The sequence below is a fragment of the Candidatus Thiodictyon syntrophicum genome, from assembly GCF_002813775.1.
GTDB lineage: Bacteria > Pseudomonadota > Gammaproteobacteria > Chromatiales > Chromatiaceae > Thiodictyon > Thiodictyon syntrophicum.
The window spans coordinates 6,599,150-6,617,110 of the sequence record NZ_CP020370.1 but is presented as its reverse complement, the minus strand read 5'-3'; the positions used below and the strand labels follow the sequence as shown (position 1 = coordinate 6,617,110).

The following is a 17,961-nucleotide window of genomic DNA, read 5'->3' as shown; positions in this document are numbered from 1 at the left end:
CCCTATGACCCGGAAAACCCTGATCCTCGGCCTCGGCAACACCCTCATGACCGACGAGGCCGTGGGACCTGTCGTGGTGCGGCGCCTCGAGTCCGAGACTGACCCGGCCGCGCTCCTGCTGTTCCTCGATGGCGGGACCCTGAGCTTTACGCTGGCGATGCCGATCGAGGAGTGTGAGCGCCTGATCGTGGTGGACGCCGCGGCCCTGGGGGAGGCCCCGGGGAGCGTGCGGGTTTTCGAGGGTGAGGCGATGGACCGCCAGGTGAGCCTGCCCGCCAAGAGCGTGCACGAGGTGAGCCTTGCCGACCTGATGGACATGGTGCGCCTCACCGGCCGCCTGCCCGAGCGGCGCGCCCTGATCGGTATCGAGCCCGCCGTTATCGACTGGGGCGACGGTCTCACCCCGGCCGTGGCCGCGGCGGTCCCGGTCGCTATGGCTCGGGTGCAGGAACTGCTCGGGGTGTGGGACACCCAGGATTGCGAGGCTTTGCCTGAGACCGACCAGTCACGGGCCACAAACCAAGCATCGACAACCGTATCGGATGGTCGCACATAGACAAGATCAACAGGATTGCGCAGGATTAACAAGGTTTCGGGACGTGCCGATGACTACAATCGCATTGTTATTATCCGGTTAATCCTGAAAAATCCTGTTAATCCTGTCCAGTTCCTCGCTGGCGACTGGAACGCTGGCCCGACACGCGCAACAGAGTATTTCGGCCTTTGCTAAACTGCTAACTTTACTGGTCGGCGTTTTATCCCCCGCGGGTCGCGGCATCCGAAATCAACCAACCATGTCAAGAGGCACAAGCCATGTCCGGGTTGTCCAGCATCCCAGTGCGCGTCGCGGCGGACGGCGACGCCTGTCATGGCAATGCGCTCGCCATCCTGCATGAGGTCCGCCACGCCCTGGAGCGCCTGATCAGTACCGGCGAGGCGACCCGGATCGATCTGCACGCGCTGCCGTTCGGCGCGGGGGACGAGGCCTGGCTCACCGCCCTGCTCGGCACCGGGGAGGTCCTCGCCACCATCGAGGCCCTGGGTCCGACCAGCGTCCAGGAGACCGCCATCCCCGGGGTTTGGCTCGTGGATTACCGCAATGCCGAGGGCCAACGCCTGGCCCTGCATCTGGAAGTGACCTGTATCCCCGCGATCCTGCGCACCCAGTGCCGGGAACTCGACACCGCCGTCGCCACGCTCGACACCCGCCTGAGCACGGCGACACCGGGCGGCTCGCACCCGCTATCCTGACATCCTTACAGGAGCGACCATGAGGGTCTTTGAGAAGAATCCGCTTGAGAAGGGCCTGGCCGAGCGCCTGCGCGAGCACGGCGTCTCGCGCCGCGGCTTCCTGAAGTTCTGCGCCGCCACGGCCTCCATGATGGCCCTGCCGCCCGCCATGATCCCGGCCATTGCCGCGGCCCTGGAGCGGGCGCGGCGCCCCAGCGTGATCTGGCTGTCCTTCCAGGAGTGCACCGGGTGCACCGAGTCCCTGACGCGCAGCCATGCGCCGACCGTCGAGGACCTGATCCTGGATCTCATCTCGCTCGACTATCACCACACCCTCCAGGCCGCGGCCGGGGAGGCGGCCGAGGCCGCCCGCGAGCAGGCCATGCGCGATAACCACGGCAACTATCTGTTGATCGTCGATGGGTCGCTCCCGGGTCCGGACGCCAATCCGGGCTATTCCACCATCGCCGGGGTCAGCAACTATGCCATGCTGATGGAGGCGGTGGAGGGCGCCGCGGCGGTGATCGCGGTCGGCACCTGCGCGGCCTTCGGCGGTCTGCCGGCCGCCGCCCCCAACCCGACCGGGGCGGTCTCGGTCATGGATCTGGTGAAGGACAGACCCGTCGTCAATGTCTCCGGCTGCCCGCCGGTGCCCATGGTCATCACCGGCGTCCTCGCCCATTTCCTGACCTTCGGGCGCCTGCCCGAGTTGGATGAATATCACCGGCCCCTGGCCTTCTTCGGCCAGTCGATCCACGACCGCTGCTATCGCCGCCCCTTCTATGACAAGGGCCTGTTCGCCGAGACCTTCGACGACGCGGGCGCGCGCGCGGGCTGGTGCCTGTACCGGCTCGGCTGCAAGGGCCCCAGCACCTACAACGCCTGCGCCACCATGCGCTGGAATTCGGGCACCAGTTGGCCGATCGAGGCCGGGCACCCATGTCTCGGCTGCGCCGAACCCCGCTTCTGGGACGCCGGGGGCTTCTATGTGCCGCTGTCGGTGCCCACCGGTCCCGCCCAGGACTATCTGCTCGCGGCCGGCGCGCTCGGCGCCGTCGTCGGCGGTGTCGTCGCGACCAGCGCGCGGGGCCGGGTCAAGGCGGAGGCGGCCGTTCGTCAACCAGTCACCGTCGAAGAACTGGAGCAGAAGCTATGAGCGACCCGATGGACTTTCTGCTGCTCACCAAGGGCCCGCTGTTCGACCTTGCGATCACCGTCTTCGCCCTGGGAATGGCCGCCCGCCTCCTGGAGATCCTGATCAACGGGCGGCGGCCGAACTACAGCGAGGCGCGCGGCGGCCAATGGCTGCCGGGGCTGCGCACCGTTCTCACCCGCTCCGTGCCGGACCCGGGCACCTTCAAGCGGGCACCCTTCAATGTGGTGGTGGGCTGGCTCTGGCATCTGGGTTTCATCGTCACCCTGCTGTTCTTCATCCCCCACATCGCATTGATCAAGAGCCTGCTCGGCATCTCCTGGCCGGGGCTGCCCAATCCGGTGGTGGATCTCGTGACCGCCGTGACCCTGGTCGCCCTGGTGGCGACCCTGGTGCATCGCCGCACCCACCCGGTGAAGCGGCGCATCAGCACCCTTGAGGACTATCTGGTCTGGACCCTGGTCTTTCTGGTGGTCCTCTCCGGCTATCTCGCCTATAACCGGATCATCAACCCCTATCCGCTGGCATTAGGGCTGCACATCCTGAGCGCCGAGGTCTTTCTCATCGTCCTGCCCTTCACCAAGCTCACCCACATCTTCACCGCGTTCATCGCGCGCTGGTACAACGGGGCCAGCTTCGGCCGCCGGGGAGTCGAGTCATGAGCGCAACGCCGAGTTCAACTGGCAGCCCGGAATCGAGCCCCTTCACCCTGGAGCGCGGCCTGGCCGCCTTCCGGGCCGAGATCGACGGGCCCGTGGCCGCCTTCTTCTCAAGTTGCGTGCATTGCGGGGTCTGTGCCCAGTCCTGTCCCTTCTACCTGGAAACCGGGGACCCCAAGTACACGCCGATCCTGAAGCTCGAGCCCCTGCGCCTCATCTGGGCGGCGGAGTTCACCCTGCTGGGGCGGCTCAAGGGGTTCTTGGGTCTCAATAAGCAGGTCACGGACGAGATGTTGTCCGAATGGGAAGAGTTGATCTATGACTCCTGTTCCATGTGTGGCCGCTGCTCGCTGGTGTGCCCGGTGGGCAACGACATCCAGGCCATGGTGCGCAAGACACGCGAGGGCATGGTCGCCTCCGGCCATGCACCGGAGGGGCTGATCGGTGCCTCGGTCCGGGCGGTGCAGACCGGCAGCCCCATGGGGCTCCAATGGAAGACGCTCCAGGTCCAGATCAATCATATCGAGACCAGCACGGGACTCACGGTGCCGGTGGATCAGGCGGGGGTGGACTATCTGGTGATGCTCTCCTCCATGGAGGTCATCAACTTCCCCGAATACCTGGAGGCCATCACCCGCATCTTCGACCACGCCGGGGTCAGTTGGACGCTCAGTACCCAGTGCTTCGAGGCGACCAATGCCGGCATCCAGATCGGCAACAAGGACGTGGCAGCGCTCCTGGTGCAGCGGGTGGTGGACGCGGCGGTGGCCCTTGGGGTAAAGAACGTCATCAGTCCCGAGTGCGGTCATGCCTATACGGCCATCCGCTGGGAGGGGCCGAACCTGATCGGCCGGCCCTACCCATTCCACGCCTTCCACATCATCGAGGTACTGGACCAACTGCGCGCTGCGGGCCGCATCAAGACCGAGGGGATGGAGACTGACCGGCTGTCCCTGCACGACCCCTGCAACCTCGCCCGCAAGAGCGGCGTCATCCAGCAGCAGCGCAACCTGATGGACCTGGTGGCCGAGAACTTCATCGAGTTGAAGGAGCACGGCAGGTTCCAATGGTGCTGCGGCGCCGGCGGCGGGGTCAGCTCCAATGAGCGTGCGGAGCCGCTCAAGCTCGCCGCGTTCAAGATGAAGAAGGCCCAGATCGAGGAGGTGGAGCCCGAGCGGATGGTGACCATGTGCGCCACCTGCCGGACCCAATTGGAGGAGGGCCTGGAGCACTTCAACATGGACATCCCGGTGGTGGGTCTCACCGAGCTGATCGCCGAGCACCTGGTTGAGCGCGAGCCGGCCGAACAAGCAGAGGGCGCAACATGAGCGAACGTATCGTCGTCGACCCCATCACCCGCATCGAGGGCCACCTGCGCATCGAGGCCCAGATGGACGGCGCGAATATCGCGCAGGCCTGGTCCTCGGGCACCATGGTGCGCGGCATCGAGACCATCCTGCAAGGGCGCGACCCGCGCGACGCCTGGGCCTTCGCCCAGCGCATCTGCGGCGTCTGCACCCTGGTGCATGGCCTGGCCGCGGTGCGCTCGGTGGAGGATGCGCTCAAGATCGACCTGCCGACCAACGCCCAATTGATCCGCAACCTGATGATCGGCGCCCAGTATGTGCATGACCACGTCATGCACTTCTATCACCTGCACGCGCTCGATTGGGTGGACCTGGTGAGCGCGCTCGGCGCCGACCCCAAGGCGACCTCCGCCCTTGCCCAATCCATCAGCGGTTGGTCCAAATCCTCGCCGGGCTATTTCGCCGACACCCAAAAGCGGCTCAAGGGCTTTGTGGAGTCCGGTCAGCTCGGCATCTTCGCCAACGGTTATTGGGGCCACCCGGCCTACAAACTGCCGCCCGAGGCCAACCTGATGGCCGTCGCCCACTATCTGGAGGCACTGGCCTGGCAGCGCGACGCGGCACGGCTGCAGGCCATCTTCGGCGGCAAGAACCCCCACCCCAACTTCGTGGTGGGCGGTGTCGCCTGCCCCATCGACCTGAATTCAGACTCGGCCATCAACGCGAAGAAGCTCGCGGAGGTGCAGTCCGTCATCGCCGCCATGCGCCAGTTCGTCGACCAGGTTTATGTCCCGGATACGCTCGCCATCGCCGGCTTCTATCCGGACTGGTTCCAGCGCGGCGAGGGGCTCGGCAACTTCATGTGCTTTGGGGACCTGCCCGCCACCGGCAGTGCCGATCCCGCCACCTTTCTGTTCCCGCGCGGGGTCATCCTCGATCGTGATCTGACGACCATCCATGAGGTCGACCTGCACGACGACACCCAGATCCAGGAATTCGTCTCCCACGCCTGGTACGACTATAAGGGCGGCAAGGACACCGGCCTTCACCCATACCAGGGTGAGACCAGGCTCGACTACGACGGTCGCGGCGGCGTCAAGCCGCCCTACCAACAGCTCGATGTCACCGACGGCTATACCTGGCTCAAGGCACCGCGCTGGAAGGGTCACGCGGTCGAGGTCGGCCCATTGGCGCGCGTTCTCATGCTCTATGCCCAGGGCCATGCCCAGACCAAGGAGCTGGTCGATTCGACTTTATCGACGCTCAAGCTCGAACCGCGCGCACTCTTCTCCACCCTGGGCCGCACCGCCGCCCGCACCCTGGAGAGCAAGATCGTGGTCGACGCCATGCAGGGCTGGTACGACGCACTCGTCGCCAATATCAAGTCAGGCGACGGCCGGACCTTCAATGAAACCCTGTGGGACCCCGCCACCTGGCCGCGGGAGGCGCGCGGCGCCGGCTTCATGGAGGCCCCGCGCGGCGCCCTGGGCCACTGGATCGTCATTAAGGACGGGCGCATCGACAACTACCAGGCGGTGGTCCCCTCGACCTGGAACGCCGGCCCCCGCGACCCCAGCAACCAGCCCGGCGCCTATGAGGCCGCGCTGGCGGACAATCACCAACTGGCCGACGTCAAACAGCCGCTGGAGATCCTGCGCACCATTCACTCGTTCGACCCCTGCATCGCCTGCGCGGTGCACCTGGCCGATCCCTCGACCGGGGAGCGGATCGAGGTGAAGGTCGTCTGAGCGTTACCAAGCTGGCGCTTCGGAACGGTTGACTAATAAGCTAAACGATTCGATTAGGGACTGCCTATAGCGCCATTTTCGTTGTCGTTGTCGTTGTCGTAATCGAAATCGGAGAAGCGATGCACTTTGGGGTGCGAGAGAATCCGGGGCGCTACGATAACCTCGATTACGACAACGACAACGACAACGAACGTGTTTGTGTTTAGCTTGTTCTTGACTCGTTACTAACCAGAACGGGCCGCATGGCTCACCCGTCCCACAAGGACCCATCCTCCCAGGTATGGACCGGAATCCAGGGCAGGCCGTCGGGGTCGACTAGCGCGGCCAGCAGCCCGCAACACCCGACCAGCGGGCTGCCGAAGGCAATGACGCAGCCGCCTACCAGCAACAGGGTGCCGACCAACGGCAGGCCCGAGACCAGGTGGTAGCCCGTGGGCGAGCCATGCCGACGGCGATAGCGCCAGGGGCGGACATAGCCCAGATAGAGGTTCCAGAGCCCCAGCAGCGTGGCGCCGATGGTCAAGACCAAGCCGGCCGCCTCGCGCGCGGGCGAGGGTGCCCGCGGCCAGAGTGCGCAGGCGAGCGCGAGCAGGATCGGCGTCGCGCTCAGGGCGATGCCGAGCGCCCGGCGGGCGATGTTTTTCGGTGGCTTACCCTTCGTCACTGCTCAGACTCCCGGGCCGCCGTCCAAAGGTCAGCAGCTTGGCGATTACGATCAGGATCTTGACTGGGTCTGTGGGGTCACGGAAGCGCTCCAGCACAGTGTCGCTGCGCGACGTTCAGTTCGACCAGCGATGGCCGCGCGGTGTGCGGACGTCACTCGGCTCAACGCCCTTGCCGGTGCCGGAATTCCCAGGGTGTCTGCTGCGCGCCCGGCCGCGACCAGATCCCCAGGCCCGCCGCCCGGGCCGTCTGCTCGGCGCGCTCGAAGCGCGGGTCGTCGCAATAGTGCCGGTAAACCGCGGCCTGACCGCTCGTCACCTGTTCCAGATTGAGTAACCGAGGCTGCGCGCCGGTGGCGTAGAGGTTTGCCACGGTGCGACCGAAGCGGTCGGTGTCGACCTTCTCGAGCAGGACCCGCCGCGGGGTGATCCTGCGCAGGTGCCGCAGGGATTGCTTGGCCCAGGCGCCCTGTTCCCACTCGGGGGCGTCGATGCAGTGCAGGCGGACTTCGACGGTCTCGCCGCCGCACCGCAGGTCCAGGGAGTCCCCGTCGCGTATCCGTACCACCGTGCAGGTGCGTCCCGCGGTCTGGCCCATGGCCCAGGGGGCGGCGAACTGGCGCTGGCCCAGCCAGGCCAGGGTCGCGACCAGGGCCAAGCCGCCGAGCAGGTGCGCACCGGGGCGTCGCCGTGTCGGCCGGCGCCCGGCGGGCGGCCGCTCGCCGTTCAGGGGTGGTGTCACGGGGTCACGCCGCTGCCCGGCGGGCGCGGCAGTGCCGCGGCGCTGGTGCGTTGCCAATTTGCGATACTGCACATGGTTCGATCTTTCCGGCGCCGGTTCTACCTTGACGGACAGAGCGCTTACCATAACCCGGGGGCCTTGCCGCGCCAAGGCTCGCGGCGGTAGCTGTTGATGACACGAGATGAGCCATTGCGGTCTTTCGCCCCCGTTGCGCCGGTAGGATCCGGTTTTTTCCCGCGGGCACGGTGATGCACTGGCTGCCGCTGGCGCTGATCTGCGCCTTCACCCTGGCGAGCGCGGACGCGGCGACCAAGGCCTGGTTGCAGGGGTTTTCGGCCGCGGAACTGGCGGTGGTGCGCTTTGGTATGGCCGGGCTGCTGCTGACGCCGCTGCTTGCGGGGCTGCCGCCGCTGAGCGCCCTGCCGCCGCCGTTCTGGTGGACCCTGGCGGTGCTGGTGCCCTTGGAGATTCTGGCGATCCTGCTGTACCTGGCGGCGATCCGCGACCACCCCCTTTCGCTCACCCTGCCCTATCTCGCCTTTACCCCGGTGTTCGGAATGGGCGTCGCCTGGGTCCTGCTCGGGGAGCGGGTCACGGCGGCGGGCGCCGCCGGGGTGCTGCTGGTGGTCGCCGGGGCCTGGCTGCTCAACAGCGACCAGGTGCGCCGCACTGATTGGCGCACCTGGATGGCGCCCTGGCGGGCGATCTGGCGGGGGCCGGGTTCGCGGCTGATGCTCGCGGTGGCCGTCATCTATGCCCTGACCTCGACCTTGGGCAAGGGGGCCATGCGTCACCTGGGGGCGGAGCACTTTGGGGCCTTCTATTATGGGGTGCTGGGCCTGGCGGTCATCCTGGTCTTTGCCGTGCCGCGGCCGGCGCTCCTGCGCAAGTTGGCCTCCCGGCCGCTGGCGGTGGCGGCGGTGGGACTCCTCACCGGCATCTCGGCCTATACCCACTTCCTGGCCATCCAACAGGTCCAGGTGGCCTATATGATCGCGGTCAAGCGCACCAGCCTGCTGTTCGGCATCCTTTATGGCGTCCTGTGGTTCAGGGAGCGGGGGCTGCTGCGGCGCCTGCCGGCCGGCGGGCTGATGGTGGCGGGGGTGGCGTTGATTCTGCTTGGTGATTAGCGTCGAAACATAGCCAGCTACTACGCTCTGCCGATGTCACGCCCTTTCAGGGCTGGGATCCTTAACAACAGACCACCCAGGGCGTTGCCCTGGGCTGGTATGTCACGCCCCTTCGGGGCTTGAGGGCCGCAGCGGCCTTGATCGTAACTCCGGCCCGCGGCGATTGGTCCGCACAGCGGACCCTACGGTAAGCCCGCGCTCCGTAGGGTCCGCTGTGCGGACCAACGGCCTCGCGGTGAGCAAGTGGCCGGAATGATGATCGAGGCCGGCCCCAGCGATGGTAGGTAATCCCCCCGCGTGAGACTAGCGCGTGCGGGCGCGAGGATTGACCCCAACGGGGTCGCACATACCAGCCCAGGGCAACGCCCTGGGTGGTGCAGAAAGATACTCTTAGCCCTGAAAGGGCGCGACAGATGGCCGCATCGATACCGGCTGCGTTTCGACGTTAGTTTTCGTCACTCCCCCAGCGGTATCCCGGTCAAGGCGGCGAGGCGCCCCAGGATTTGCTCCATGGACGGCGGGTCGGTGCTGTTGATGGTGATGGCCGTGCGGCGCTCAAAGCGGCTGAGCCGTTCGCAGGCGGCGGCCTGGCGCTCCAGGACGGCGACCGAGGCCTCGGAGGCGTCGCAGCCCTCGGCGAGCCGGCGCGCGACCCGCCCGCGCAGGACCGCCATGGGAGCGACCAGGGCCAGGACGGCGAAGCCCGCGCCCTGAGCGCGGGCCAGGTCCGCGAAGACCGCCCGGCGGGCGCGGGTCAGGAAGGTGGCGTCCACCAGCACGTCGTAGCCGCAGGCCAGGATTGCGGCGGTCAGGGAGTGCAGGCGCTGGTAGGTCCATTCAGTCGCCTGCTGAAAGTAGATCCCGGTATCGACCCCGATCCCGACCTCGGAGCGCGCCTCGGGGGCCAGGCCGAAGAGGCGCTTGCGCTCGGCGTCCGAACGCAGGTGGATGACGGGCAGGACCTCGCGCAGGGCGCACGCGAGGCGGCTCTTGCCGGACCCGGAGAGGCCGCAGATGAGCAGCAGCCGGGGGCGGCGGCGGCGGGTATAGGTCGCGGCCAGGTCCAGGTAGCGCTCGCAGTTGCGCCGTTGCGCCTCGGACTCCTCCCCCGGGGGGGCGCATTGGCCCAAGCGGATGGCCAGGACCTTGGCGCGCACCATGGCGCGGTAGACCTGGTAGAAGGCCAGGATCTCGAGCGCATCGTGGTCGCCGCCCAGTTCCAGATAGCGGTTGAGCAGGCGCCGCGCCGGGCCCTGGGCCCCGGCCGCGTCCAGGTCCATGAGCAGAAAGGCCAACTCGCTGGCGGTATCGATCCAGCGCAGCCCCGGGTTGAATTCCAGCGCGTCGAAGAACAGGGGCTCCCCGTCCACCAGGGCGATATTGCCACGGTGCAGGTCGCCGTGACACTCGCGCACCCGGCCCTGCGCGCGCCGCCGTTCGATCACCGGGGTCAGGGCGCGCCAACGCTCCAGGGTCCAGTCCCGCAACCGGTCCAGCCGGGCCTGACAGTCGGGCGTGTCGACCCGGGCGCGGATTTGGCTGAGGTTCTCGAGCATGGGGGCGAGGACGGCGGCGGGGGTGCCGAAGGGGCCCGCCGGGTCCGCCGACGGGATCTCGGCATGGAAGGCGGCCAGCCGGGTGGCGATCCGGTCCACCAGGTCGGGGGTCAGGGGGCAGCGATCGAGTCGGGCCTCCTGGGGAAAACGGTGCATCTGCACGGCATATTCGAGCACCGGACCGCTGCCGCCGACTCGGGGCCGCTCCGGGGTCCCGGTGATCGGCACCACGCCGATATAGAGTGCGGGGGCGAGGCGGCGATTGAGCCTGAGTTCCTCCTCGCAGCAGTGGCGGCGCAGCTCCAGGGTGGAGAAGTCCAGAAAGCCCAGGTCCAGCGGCTTCTTGAGTTTGTAGGCGAAGTCGCCGGCGAGAAGGACGTGGGAGATGTGGGTCTCGATGTGCCCGATCGGCGCGGCGGCCGCCCCCGCGGCCGGGGGCCAGGCGTCGGATCTGAGCAGTCCTTGGATCAGGCGGGGAAAGGCTTCGGCGTCCATGGGGGTCCGTGCGCGGTTAGGGTTGAGCAGAATATTAGGGCTTGTTAATATAGTGCAACCACCAAGCAGTCTATCCCGGGGTCTTGCATGTCCATCGAGCGTTTTGTGCTGGCCTTTGCCGGCAGCGTCATCCTGCTGTCTCTCCTGTTGGCAGTGTACGTCAACATCCACTGGCTCTGGTTCACCGCCTTCGTCGGCGCCAACCTGCTCCAGTCGGCCTTCACCGGCTTCTGCCCGCTGGCGGCGATCCTGAAAAAGTGGGGCCTGAGGCCCGGCAGCGCCTTCTGAACCAGACCCCAATCCGGCCTGGCGGCCACCCGCGGGGCGCCGGCCGGGCTTGATCGTCGTTCCGGCCGCAAGGCGACCGGCGCGTTACAGCACCACCTTCAATTTGCGGCCACCGGCGATGGCGAAGCCCTCACGCTCGTAGAAGGCAAGCGTTTTCTCAAACGGCGGCAGCGGCGGGGTCGTTACCTCAAGCCGCGTCCAGCCCCGCGACCGATGAAATTGAATGCCGGGATGCCGCCGGCGCTGACGATTTCAGTGAGCAGCTCACCAACCATGGCGGTAATCTCCGGTGCGTCCGCGGCCGTTGCACTGAGAATATGAACGTTCTCTGACATTTTATGTCGAGTTATACCCTTGTCGGCGGCTTATGCAAATGTTGCCTCACGTCGGGAAACGATACGGTGCATCGTTCTTGACCCCTCCCGCTCCGAACCCACCCTTGCGGTGTTGACTTGTCCATGGTTCCGGGTCAGGATTGCGACCAATATTCGACCCGGAATTCAGATCATGGCCAACCTCTCAGTCGCCGAGGACATCATTCCCATCGGCGAGTTCAAGACCCAGGCATCCCGCCTCCTGCGCCAGGTCTCCCAGACCGCAAGACCCTTGGTCATCACCCAGAATGGTCGGCCTGCGGGGGTGCTCTTGTCGCCCACGGAGTATGACCGGCTGTGCTCCCGGGAGCGGCTCCTCGAGTCGATCGCTGCCGGTATCGCCGATGCTGACCGGGGACGACTGATGGATGCCGATACCTTGCGCGGGCGTCTGGCGACGCGCCGCGTCGACTCCGGGGTCGACCAGCCGTGAAGGTGCGGTGGACGGACCAAGCCTATCTGCGGCTGGCGGAGATCGAGGACTTTATCGCTCGGGACAACCCCAAGGCCGCGGCGCGCATGGGCGAGCGCATCATCGAGCGGGGGGAAGCCCTCGCCGACCAGCCCTACTGCGGCCGCCCACTGCCCGAATTGCCGGGGGCCGAACTGCGGGAGATCATCGTTGGCAACTACCGCGTCGTCTATCGGCTGCGTGAGGATCACGTCGAAGTGCTCACCGTCTTCGAGGGTCATCGACTGCTGCCCGCAGAGGATCTGCTCGAGGGTGATGTGGAGTGACCTACGCACGGATCAGGCCAGCCGTGATCCCATTTATCGGCCTTCGGTTCAAGCGGCACCCGCCGCCTCGGCGCGCGCCTCCCGTTCCGGCGGCAGGGCCCGGGTGAGGACCCGCGGCCCCGCGTCGGGGCGATGGGCGCGCTCGCTGATGTAGCGGCGCCAGGCACGCGCCCCGGGCTGGCCGTGGAAGAGGCCGAGGATGTGCCGGCTCATGGCGCCCAGGGGGACGCCGTCGGCCAGTTCGCGCTCCACATAGGGGAGATAGGCCTCCAGCACCCGGTGGCGGGTCGGGTGCGGCGTCGTCTCACCGTAGATCAGGCGGTCGGCGCCGGCCAGCACCCAGGGGTCCTCATAGGCGGCGCGCCCGATCATGACGCCGTCCAACCGGCCGAGCAGGCCCGCGGCGACGTCCAGGGTCCGCACGCCGCCGTTGATGGCGATGGTCAGCCCCGGGAAGTCCGCCTTCAGACGGGCGACGAGGTCGTAGCGCAGGGGCGGCACCTCACGGTTCTCACGCGGGCTCAAGCCCTGGAGCCAGGCCTTGCGGGCGTGCACGATGAGCGCGTCGCAACCGGCCCCCGCCAGCGCGGCGACGAAGGCCGCCAGTTCTTCATAGCTGTCGCGCTCGTCGATCCCGATGCGTGACTTGACCGTCACCGGGATGGCGACCGCCGCCTTCATGGCCGCTACGCAGTCCGCCACCAGGGCCGGCTCGGCCATCAGGCAGGCCCCGAAGCGCCCGTGCCGGACCCGGTCGGAGGGACAGCCGCAGTTGAGGTTGATCTCGTCATAGCCCCACTCCTGCCCCAGGCCGGCGCACCGGGCCAGTTCGCCCGGGTCCGAGCCGCCGAGTTGCAGTGCCAGCGGGTGCTCGGCCGGGTCGAAGCGCAGGTGCCGGTCCAGGTCGCCGTGGATCAGGGCCCCGGTGGTGACCATCTCCGTGTAGAGCAGGGTGCGCCTGGTGATCAGCCGCAGGAAATACCGGCAGTGCCGGTCAGTCCAGTCCAGCATGGGGGCGACGCTGAGGCGGCGATCGAGGGGAGTGGCGGGCATAGGTCGGGCCTGGGTCTCGGTCAGCGGCAGCGTGACCCGCACGCGTTGGATGGCTGCGCCGAGGTCCCCCGCGCTCGCGCGGCTGCATGGGTGGCTTCGGGGCTGGGGCTTGGGTTGCTGCAAAAGGTAGCAGATCCGGCCGGTTCTGACACGGGCGCGGGTCGCCCTGGCCGTCCCGGCGCGGTATGCTGTCGCCGCTCTTCCGATTCCATCCGATCCCCTGTGCGTCCACCCGAATCCAACCCATGCAACACGACTATGACCCGCGCGGCATCGAGACCGCGGCCCAGGCTTTTTGGGACGAACACCAGAGCTTCAAGGCGGTGGAGGACCCCGCCCGGGAGAAGTTCTACTGCCTCGCCATGTTCCCCTACCCCTCCGGGCGGCTGCACATGGGGCATGTGCGCAACTACACCATCGGCGACGTGATCGCCCGCTACCAGCGGATGCAGGGCAAGAACGTCCTCCAGCCGATGGGCTGGGACGCCTTCGGCCTGCCGGCGGAGAACGCGGCGATCAAGAACGGGATCCCGCCGTCGCAGTGGACGCGCTCCAATGTCGCCTACATGAAGGGCCAGTTGCGCAGCTTAGGCTTCGGCTACGACTGGGACCGGGAACTGGCCACCTGCGACCCGGACTACTACCGCTGGGAGCAGTGGCTGTTCACCCGGCTGATGGCGAAGGGGCTGGCCTACCGCGCCACCGCCGTGGTCAACTGGGACCCCATCGATCAGACGGTGCTCGCCAACGAGCAGGTGATCGACGGCCGCGGTTGGCGCTCCGGCGCCCCGGTCCAAAAGCGCGAGATCGAGCAGTGGTCGGTGCGTATCACCGACTATGCCCAGGAGTTGCTGGACGCCTTGGACGGCCTGACCGGCTGGCCGGAGCAGGTGCGCACCATGCAGCGCAACTGGATCGGGCGCTCCGAGGGCGTCTACATGGAGTTCGGGCTCGCCGGTTCCGCTGAGGTCCTGGGGATCTATACCACCCGCCCGGACACCGTCATGGGCGTGACCTATATGGCGGTCGCCGCCGAGCACCCCTTGGCGCGACGGGCCGCCGAGACCGACCCGGGGCTCGCCGCCTTCATTGAGGAGTGTCGCCGGGGCGGGGTCTCGGAGGCCGAGATCGAGACCATGGAGAAGCGCGGTTATCCCCTGGGACTCAACGCGATCCATCCCGTGACCAATGAGACGGTGCCGATCTTCGCCGCCAACTTCGTCCTCATGGGCTACGGCACGGGCGCCGTCATGGCGGTGCCGGCCCACGACCAGCGGGACTGGGAGTTCGCCGAAAAGTACGGCGTCCCCAAGCGCCAGGTGATCCACTCGCCTGACGGCAGCCCCTGCGGGATCGAGGCCTGCGCCTACGTGGAGAAGGGCGTACTGCGGGACTCGGGTCCCTTCGATGGCCTGACCTCGGCGCAGGCCTGCGACGCCATCGCGACCTGGCTTCAAGAGCGGGGAAAGGGCGAGAAACGTGTCAACTTCCGGCTGCGCGATTGGGGCGTCTCCCGCCAACGCTACTGGGGCTGCCCCATCCCGGTGGTCCGCACCCCCGACGGCGGCGTCCGCCCAGAGACCAATCTCCCGGTCCTTCTGCCGGAGGACGTCGTCGTCGATGGCTCTGGTTCCCCCTTGAAAAGAATGCCTTCATTCTCTGAACTCCCCAACGGGGAATTCAGAGAAACCGATACCTTCGATACCTTCTTCGAGTCGTCCTGGTACTACGCCCGCTTCTGCTCCAGCGACTGCACCACCGCCATGCTCGATGAGCGCGCGCGCTATTGGCTGCCGGTGGACCAGTATGTCGGCGGTATCGAACACGCGGTGCTGCACCTGCTCTACGCCCGCTTCTTCCACAAGCTGATGCGCGACGAGGGCCTGGTCGACTGCGACGAGCCCTTTACGCGGCTCCTCACCCAGGGCATGGTGGTGGCCGAGACCTGGTACCGGGGCGGCGCGGACGGGCGCAAGGAGTGGTTCAACCCCGCCGACGTGGAGGTCACCCGCGACGACAAGGGCAAGATGCTCCATGCGGTGCTCAAGGCCGACGGGCAGCCGGTCCTCTTCGGCGGCATCGAGAAGATGTCCAAGTCGAAGAACAACGGGGTGGACCCGGAGTCACTGATCGCGCGTTACGGGGCCGATACGGTGCGTCTCTACACCATGTTCACCTCGCCGCCGGACCAGTCACTGGAGTGGAACGACGACGGGGTGGAGGGGGCCTACCGGTTCCTGAAGCGCCTCTGGACCCTCGCGAGCGCCAAGGCGCAACCGATCGGCGCGGCCCCCGCGGTCGCGGACCTGGCCGCGGACCTGGACGGCGCGACCGCCGCCGCCCGCCGGGAGGTCCAGGCCGCGCTCAAGAAGTCACTCTTCGACTACGAGCGCCAGCAGTACAACACCGTGGTTTCCGGTTGCATGACGATGGTCAACGCGCTCTACCGACTGGATGACTCCCCCGGTGCCCAGGCGGTGCTGCGCGAAGGGGTCAGCATCTGCCTGCGCCTGCTCGCGCCCATCGCCCCCCACGTCACCCACCACCTGTGGCAGGAACTCGGTTTCGGCGCGGATATCCTGGACGCCCCCTGGCCCGCGGTGGACGAGGCGGCGCTGCGCCAGGACAGCATCGAGTATGTCCTGCAGGTCAACGGCAAGCTGCGCGGCAAGGTGACGGTCGCGGCCGACGCGGACCGCGCCGCCGTCGAGGCCGCTGCGCTCGCCGCGGACTGCGTGCGCCGCTATACCCAGGTCGGGGTGCCGGGTACCGATGACGCGCGCTGCGTTACCCCGCAAATCAGCGAGGTCCGGGTCCGCAAGGTGATCGTGGTCCCCGGCAAACTGGTGAATGTTGTTGTCAATTAGGGCACTGAAGAGCCGACGGGCGGTACTGCGCAGCCTGCTCCAGGCGCTGCCCGTGGCGGCGCTCGCTGGCTGCGGCTTTCACCTGCGCGGCGCCCTGGAGATCCCGGCCGACCTGGCGCCCATCTACCTCCAACCCGAGACCGGCTCGCCGGTCATGCTGGCCGTCCGGGAGCAGCTCGCCGGCGGGACCGTCCCCCTCGCCTCCAGCCCGGACAAGGCGAAGCTGATCCTGCGCATCACGGCGGAGGGACGCTCCTCGCGCGTCGTCGCGACCAATGACGCCGGCAAGGTATTGGCCTATGAGCTGCATTACCTGGTCACCTACGAGGCCGTGACGGCCGACGGCAAGGTGCGGATACCGAAACAAAAACTGGACCTGGTGCGGACCTTCGACAACCCGGACGTGGAGGTCCTGGGCAAGCAGCTCGAAGAGGCGCAGATCTACCAGGAGTTCGCCGTCGATGCCGCCGATCGCATCCTGATGCGGTTGCGGACCACCCTGCTGCGCTGAGGTTTGGCGACGGCGACCCCGGTCATCCTGGAACCAGCAACATGCGTCTGCGCTTCACCCAACTCCCGGACCAACTCGCCGCGGGCCTGTCCCCGGTCTATCTGATCTGCGGCGACGAGCCCTACCAACTCGGTGAGGCCGCCCGCCTGATCCGCGCGCGGGCGCGCACGGCCGGCTTCGACGAGCGTGAGGTCCTGGACCAGGACGGCGCCTTCGACTGGGGCGCCCTGGGGGCCAGTGCCGACGCCATGTCGCTGTTCTGCGCGCGTAAGCTCATCGATCTGCGCATCGGCACCGCCAAGCTCGGCCGCGACGGCGGCGCCGCGGTGCGCGCCTACTGCGCGCGGCCCTGCCCCGACAACCTGCTGTTGATGACGGCCCCCGGGCTGGACCGCAAGGAGTTGGAGACCCAGTGGGCGCGGGCGGTGGAGGCGGTCGGCACCATCGTGCAGGTGTGGCCGCTCAAGGAGCGGGAGCTGCTCCAGTGGCTGGGTCTGCGCCTTAGGGCGGCCGGATTCGCACCGGGGCGCGGGGTGGCGGAGCTGCTGGCGGAGCGGGTCGAGGGCAATCAACTGGCCGCGGTCCAGGAGATCGAAAAGCTCAAATTGCTGCGTGACCCGGGCGCCCTGGCCGTGGAGGACCTGCTGGGGACCCTGGCGGACAGCGCCCGCTTCGACCTCTACGCCCTGACCGACGCGGCGGTGGCCGGGGATCGGGCACGCGTGCAGCGGGTGCTGGCGGTCCTGCGGGCGGAGGGGGTCGCGGCGACCCTGGTACTGTGGGTCCTGGCGCGGGATCTGCGGATGCTGGCCCAGGCCGCCTGGGCCAAGGCGCAGCAGGGCTCGGCCTCCCAGGTCTTGGCGCAGCACCGCATCCCGCGCCAGCGCCTGGAGTCCGTCGAGGGCGCCCTGCGCCGCCTGTCACCGACGCTGCTGCGTGCATTGGTACGTCAATGCGCCCTGGCCGATCGGTCGATCAAGGGCTTAGGCCCTGGCGATGCCTGGCAGCGCCTGGGCTTCATCGCCGACACCCTGGCCGCGGGCGGGCTGCGGCTCCCGGCGCCGCCGAGCTGAGTGATCGCAGGTGGGGCTTGGGCCGCAAAGCAACGCAAGCCCAACCGTCCATCAAACCAGACCGTTACGTTCCAAGACCCCGTAAACCTTCCGGCTGGTCCGCGCGAGCCGCGACACCTCGCCCAGATTGGGGCTCTCACCAGCGGCCAGTCGTCGCTCCCAGTCGTCCAGTTCCCCCTCCAGAAAGTCCAGGAGCTTGCGCGAGCACCCGTCGCAGGCACCAGTGCAGGCCCGCGAGCGCGGATCCTCGAAGGGGATCGCTGCCCGGATCTGCGCGATCAGGCGGCGCATGGCGGTGCAGGTGTCAGGCTTCATCCAAATCCGGCAGTTGCTCGCGCCAAGACACCAAGAAATACAATAAGGATGCGACAATCT

18 protein-coding genes are annotated in these 17,961 nt (G+C 67.6%); 13 read left to right on the top strand and 5 right to left on the bottom strand.

The genetic code is table 11. From position 1 onward, the window contains the following. Nucleotides 1-4: 4 nt before the first annotated feature. The 6 genes from THSYN_RS28330 to THSYN_RS28305 all read left to right on the top strand — a co-directional run bounded on the left by THSYN_RS28330 (nucleotide 5) and on the right by THSYN_RS28305 (nucleotide 6,097). The gene (locus THSYN_RS28330) at nucleotides 5-556 is read left to right on the top strand and encodes a HyaD/HybD family hydrogenase maturation endopeptidase (protein ID WP_100922078.1); all 552 of its coding nucleotides are present in this window, start codon (nucleotides 5-7) and stop codon (nucleotides 554-556) included. A gap of 257 nt (nucleotides 557-813) precedes the next feature. After that, complete coding sequence (locus tag THSYN_RS28325; RefSeq protein ID WP_100922077.1) at nucleotides 814-1,251, top strand: hydrogenase expression/formation C-terminal domain-containing protein; 438 nt, start codon at nucleotides 814-816, stop codon at nucleotides 1,249-1,251. 19 nt (nucleotides 1,252-1,270) lie between these two features. Then, on the top strand, nucleotides 1,271-2,386 hold the full coding sequence (locus THSYN_RS28320; protein ID WP_100922076.1) for a hydrogenase small subunit: 1,116 nt from the start codon (nucleotides 1,271-1,273) through the stop codon (nucleotides 2,384-2,386). Beyond that, nucleotides 2,383-3,045, top strand: a complete 663-nt coding sequence (locus THSYN_RS28315; protein WP_100922075.1) for a hypothetical protein — start codon at nucleotides 2,383-2,385, stop codon at nucleotides 3,043-3,045. Before THSYN_RS28320 ends, THSYN_RS28315 begins: the two co-directional genes overlap by 4 nt. Next, nucleotides 3,042-4,370: a (Fe-S)-binding protein gene (locus THSYN_RS28310; protein WP_100922074.1), complete on the top strand. Its 1,329-nt coding sequence runs from the start codon at nucleotides 3,042-3,044 to the stop codon at nucleotides 4,368-4,370. Before THSYN_RS28315 ends, THSYN_RS28310 begins: the two co-directional genes overlap by 4 nt. Continuing rightward, nucleotides 4,367-6,097, top strand: a complete 1,731-nt coding sequence (locus tag THSYN_RS28305) for a nickel-dependent hydrogenase large subunit (protein ID WP_100922073.1) — start codon at nucleotides 4,367-4,369, stop codon at nucleotides 6,095-6,097. Before THSYN_RS28310 ends, THSYN_RS28305 begins: the two co-directional genes overlap by 4 nt. A 247-nt stretch (nucleotides 6,098-6,344) precedes the next feature. Here THSYN_RS28305 and THSYN_RS28300 read toward each other — a convergent pair whose 3' ends face one another. Further along, complete coding sequence (locus THSYN_RS28300) at nucleotides 6,345-6,761, bottom strand: hypothetical protein (protein ID WP_100922072.1); 417 nt, start codon at nucleotides 6,759-6,761, stop codon at nucleotides 6,345-6,347. 161 nt (nucleotides 6,762-6,922) lie between these two features. Further along, nucleotides 6,923-7,501 (bottom strand): thermonuclease family protein, encoded by a 579-nt coding sequence (locus tag THSYN_RS28295; RefSeq protein ID WP_236848732.1) that lies wholly within the window; start codon nucleotides 7,499-7,501, stop codon nucleotides 6,923-6,925. Nucleotides 7,502-7,749: 248 nt separating this feature from the next. On the opposite strand from THSYN_RS28295, the gene THSYN_RS28290 reads away from it, so the two are divergent. Next, on the top strand, nucleotides 7,750-8,631 hold the full coding sequence (locus THSYN_RS28290; RefSeq protein WP_100922071.1) for a DMT family transporter: 882 nt from the start codon (nucleotides 7,750-7,752) through the stop codon (nucleotides 8,629-8,631). A gap of 455 nt (nucleotides 8,632-9,086) precedes the next feature. On the opposite strand, the gene THSYN_RS28285 is transcribed toward THSYN_RS28290, so the two are convergent. After that, nucleotides 9,087-10,682, bottom strand: coding sequence for a bifunctional aminoglycoside phosphotransferase/ATP-binding protein (locus THSYN_RS28285; protein WP_100922070.1), 1,596 nt, complete (start codon nucleotides 10,680-10,682; stop codon nucleotides 9,087-9,089). An 87-nt stretch (nucleotides 10,683-10,769) separates the two neighbouring features. On the opposite strand from THSYN_RS28285, the gene THSYN_RS28280 reads away from it, so the two are divergent. From THSYN_RS28280 to THSYN_RS28265, 3 genes are all read left to right on the top strand, one after another. Continuing rightward, a complete protein-coding gene (locus THSYN_RS28280; RefSeq protein WP_100922069.1) occupies nucleotides 10,770-10,970 on the top strand; it encodes a YgaP family membrane protein in 201 nt (66 codons plus the stop codon). A 507-nt stretch (nucleotides 10,971-11,477) separates the two neighbouring features. Next, the gene (locus tag THSYN_RS28270; RefSeq protein WP_100922068.1) at nucleotides 11,478-11,777 is read left to right on the top strand and encodes a type II toxin-antitoxin system Phd/YefM family antitoxin; all 300 of its coding nucleotides are present in this window, start codon (nucleotides 11,478-11,480) and stop codon (nucleotides 11,775-11,777) included. Then, entirely contained in the window at nucleotides 11,774-12,082 is a 309-nt protein-coding gene (locus THSYN_RS28265) for a type II toxin-antitoxin system RelE/ParE family toxin (protein ID WP_100922067.1), read from the top strand. Before THSYN_RS28270 ends, THSYN_RS28265 begins: the two co-directional genes overlap by 4 nt. 48 nt (nucleotides 12,083-12,130) lie before the next feature. Here THSYN_RS28265 and dusA read toward each other — a convergent pair whose 3' ends face one another. Beyond that, a complete protein-coding gene (gene dusA / locus THSYN_RS28260) occupies nucleotides 12,131-13,135 on the bottom strand; it encodes a tRNA dihydrouridine(20/20a) synthase DusA (RefSeq protein ID WP_100922641.1) in 1,005 nt (334 codons plus the stop codon). A gap of 245 nt (nucleotides 13,136-13,380) precedes the next feature. Here dusA and leuS point away from each other — a divergent pair, with 245 nt between their 5' ends. Genes leuS through holA form a run of 3 tightly spaced genes read left to right on the top strand, consistent with a single transcriptional unit; the run spans nucleotide 13,381 to nucleotide 17,586 of the window. Next, the gene (gene leuS, locus THSYN_RS28255) at nucleotides 13,381-16,002 is read left to right on the top strand and encodes a leucine--tRNA ligase (RefSeq protein WP_100922066.1); all 2,622 of its coding nucleotides are present in this window, start codon (nucleotides 13,381-13,383) and stop codon (nucleotides 16,000-16,002) included. Then, nucleotides 15,986-16,513 carry an LPS-assembly lipoprotein LptE gene (locus THSYN_RS28250; protein ID WP_100922065.1) on the top strand — a complete coding sequence of 176 codons (528 nt, stop codon included), beginning with the start codon at nucleotides 15,986-15,988 and terminating at the stop codon, nucleotides 16,511-16,513. Before leuS ends, THSYN_RS28250 begins: the two co-directional genes overlap by 17 nt. Before the next feature lie 41 nt (nucleotides 16,514-16,554). Beyond that, nucleotides 16,555-17,586: a DNA polymerase III subunit delta gene (holA, locus tag THSYN_RS28245; RefSeq protein WP_100922064.1), complete on the top strand. Its 1,032-nt coding sequence runs from the start codon at nucleotides 16,555-16,557 to the stop codon at nucleotides 17,584-17,586. A 51-nt stretch (nucleotides 17,587-17,637) separates the two neighbouring features. On the opposite strand, the gene THSYN_RS28240 is transcribed toward holA, so the two are convergent. After that, nucleotides 17,638-17,901: a hypothetical protein gene (locus THSYN_RS28240; RefSeq protein WP_100922063.1), complete on the bottom strand. Its 264-nt coding sequence runs from the start codon at nucleotides 17,899-17,901 to the stop codon at nucleotides 17,638-17,640. Nucleotides 17,902-17,961 lie beyond the last annotated feature (60 nt).

Coding starts and splice junctions, on each gene's coding strand:
- THSYN_RS28310 (WP_100922074.1), top strand. CDS start 3,042: ATGAGCGCAACGCCGAGTTCAACTGGCAGCCCGGAATCGAGCCCCTTC.
- THSYN_RS28290 (WP_100922071.1), top strand. CDS start 7,750: ATGCACTGGCTGCCGCTGGCGCTGATCTGCGCCTTCACCCTGGCGAGC.
- leuS (WP_100922066.1), top strand. CDS start 13,381: ATGCAACACGACTATGACCCGCGCGGCATCGAGACCGCGGCCCAGGCT.
- THSYN_RS28270 (WP_100922068.1), top strand. CDS start 11,478: ATGGCCAACCTCTCAGTCGCCGAGGACATCATTCCCATCGGCGAGTTC.
- THSYN_RS28250 (WP_100922065.1), top strand. CDS start 15,986: ATGTTGTTGTCAATTAGGGCACTGAAGAGCCGACGGGCGGTACTGCGC.
- holA (WP_100922064.1), top strand. CDS start 16,555: ATGCGTCTGCGCTTCACCCAACTCCCGGACCAACTCGCCGCGGGCCTG.
- THSYN_RS28285 (WP_100922070.1), bottom strand. CDS start 10,682: ATGGACGCCGAAGCCTTTCCCCGCCTGATCCAAGGACTGCTCAGATCC.
- THSYN_RS28325 (WP_100922077.1), top strand. CDS start 814: ATGTCCGGGTTGTCCAGCATCCCAGTGCGCGTCGCGGCGGACGGCGAC.
- THSYN_RS28330 (WP_100922078.1), top strand. CDS start 5: ATGACCCGGAAAACCCTGATCCTCGGCCTCGGCAACACCCTCATGACC.
- THSYN_RS28280 (WP_100922069.1), top strand. CDS start 10,770: ATGTCCATCGAGCGTTTTGTGCTGGCCTTTGCCGGCAGCGTCATCCTG.
- THSYN_RS28315 (WP_100922075.1), top strand. CDS start 2,383: ATGAGCGACCCGATGGACTTTCTGCTGCTCACCAAGGGCCCGCTGTTC.
- THSYN_RS28240 (WP_100922063.1), bottom strand. CDS start 17,901: ATGAAGCCTGACACCTGCACCGCCATGCGCCGCCTGATCGCGCAGATC.
- dusA (WP_100922641.1), bottom strand. CDS start 13,135: ATGCCCGCCACTCCCCTCGATCGCCGCCTCAGCGTCGCCCCCATGCTG.
- THSYN_RS28320 (WP_100922076.1), top strand. CDS start 1,271: ATGAGGGTCTTTGAGAAGAATCCGCTTGAGAAGGGCCTGGCCGAGCGC.
- THSYN_RS28305 (WP_100922073.1), top strand. CDS start 4,367: ATGAGCGAACGTATCGTCGTCGACCCCATCACCCGCATCGAGGGCCAC.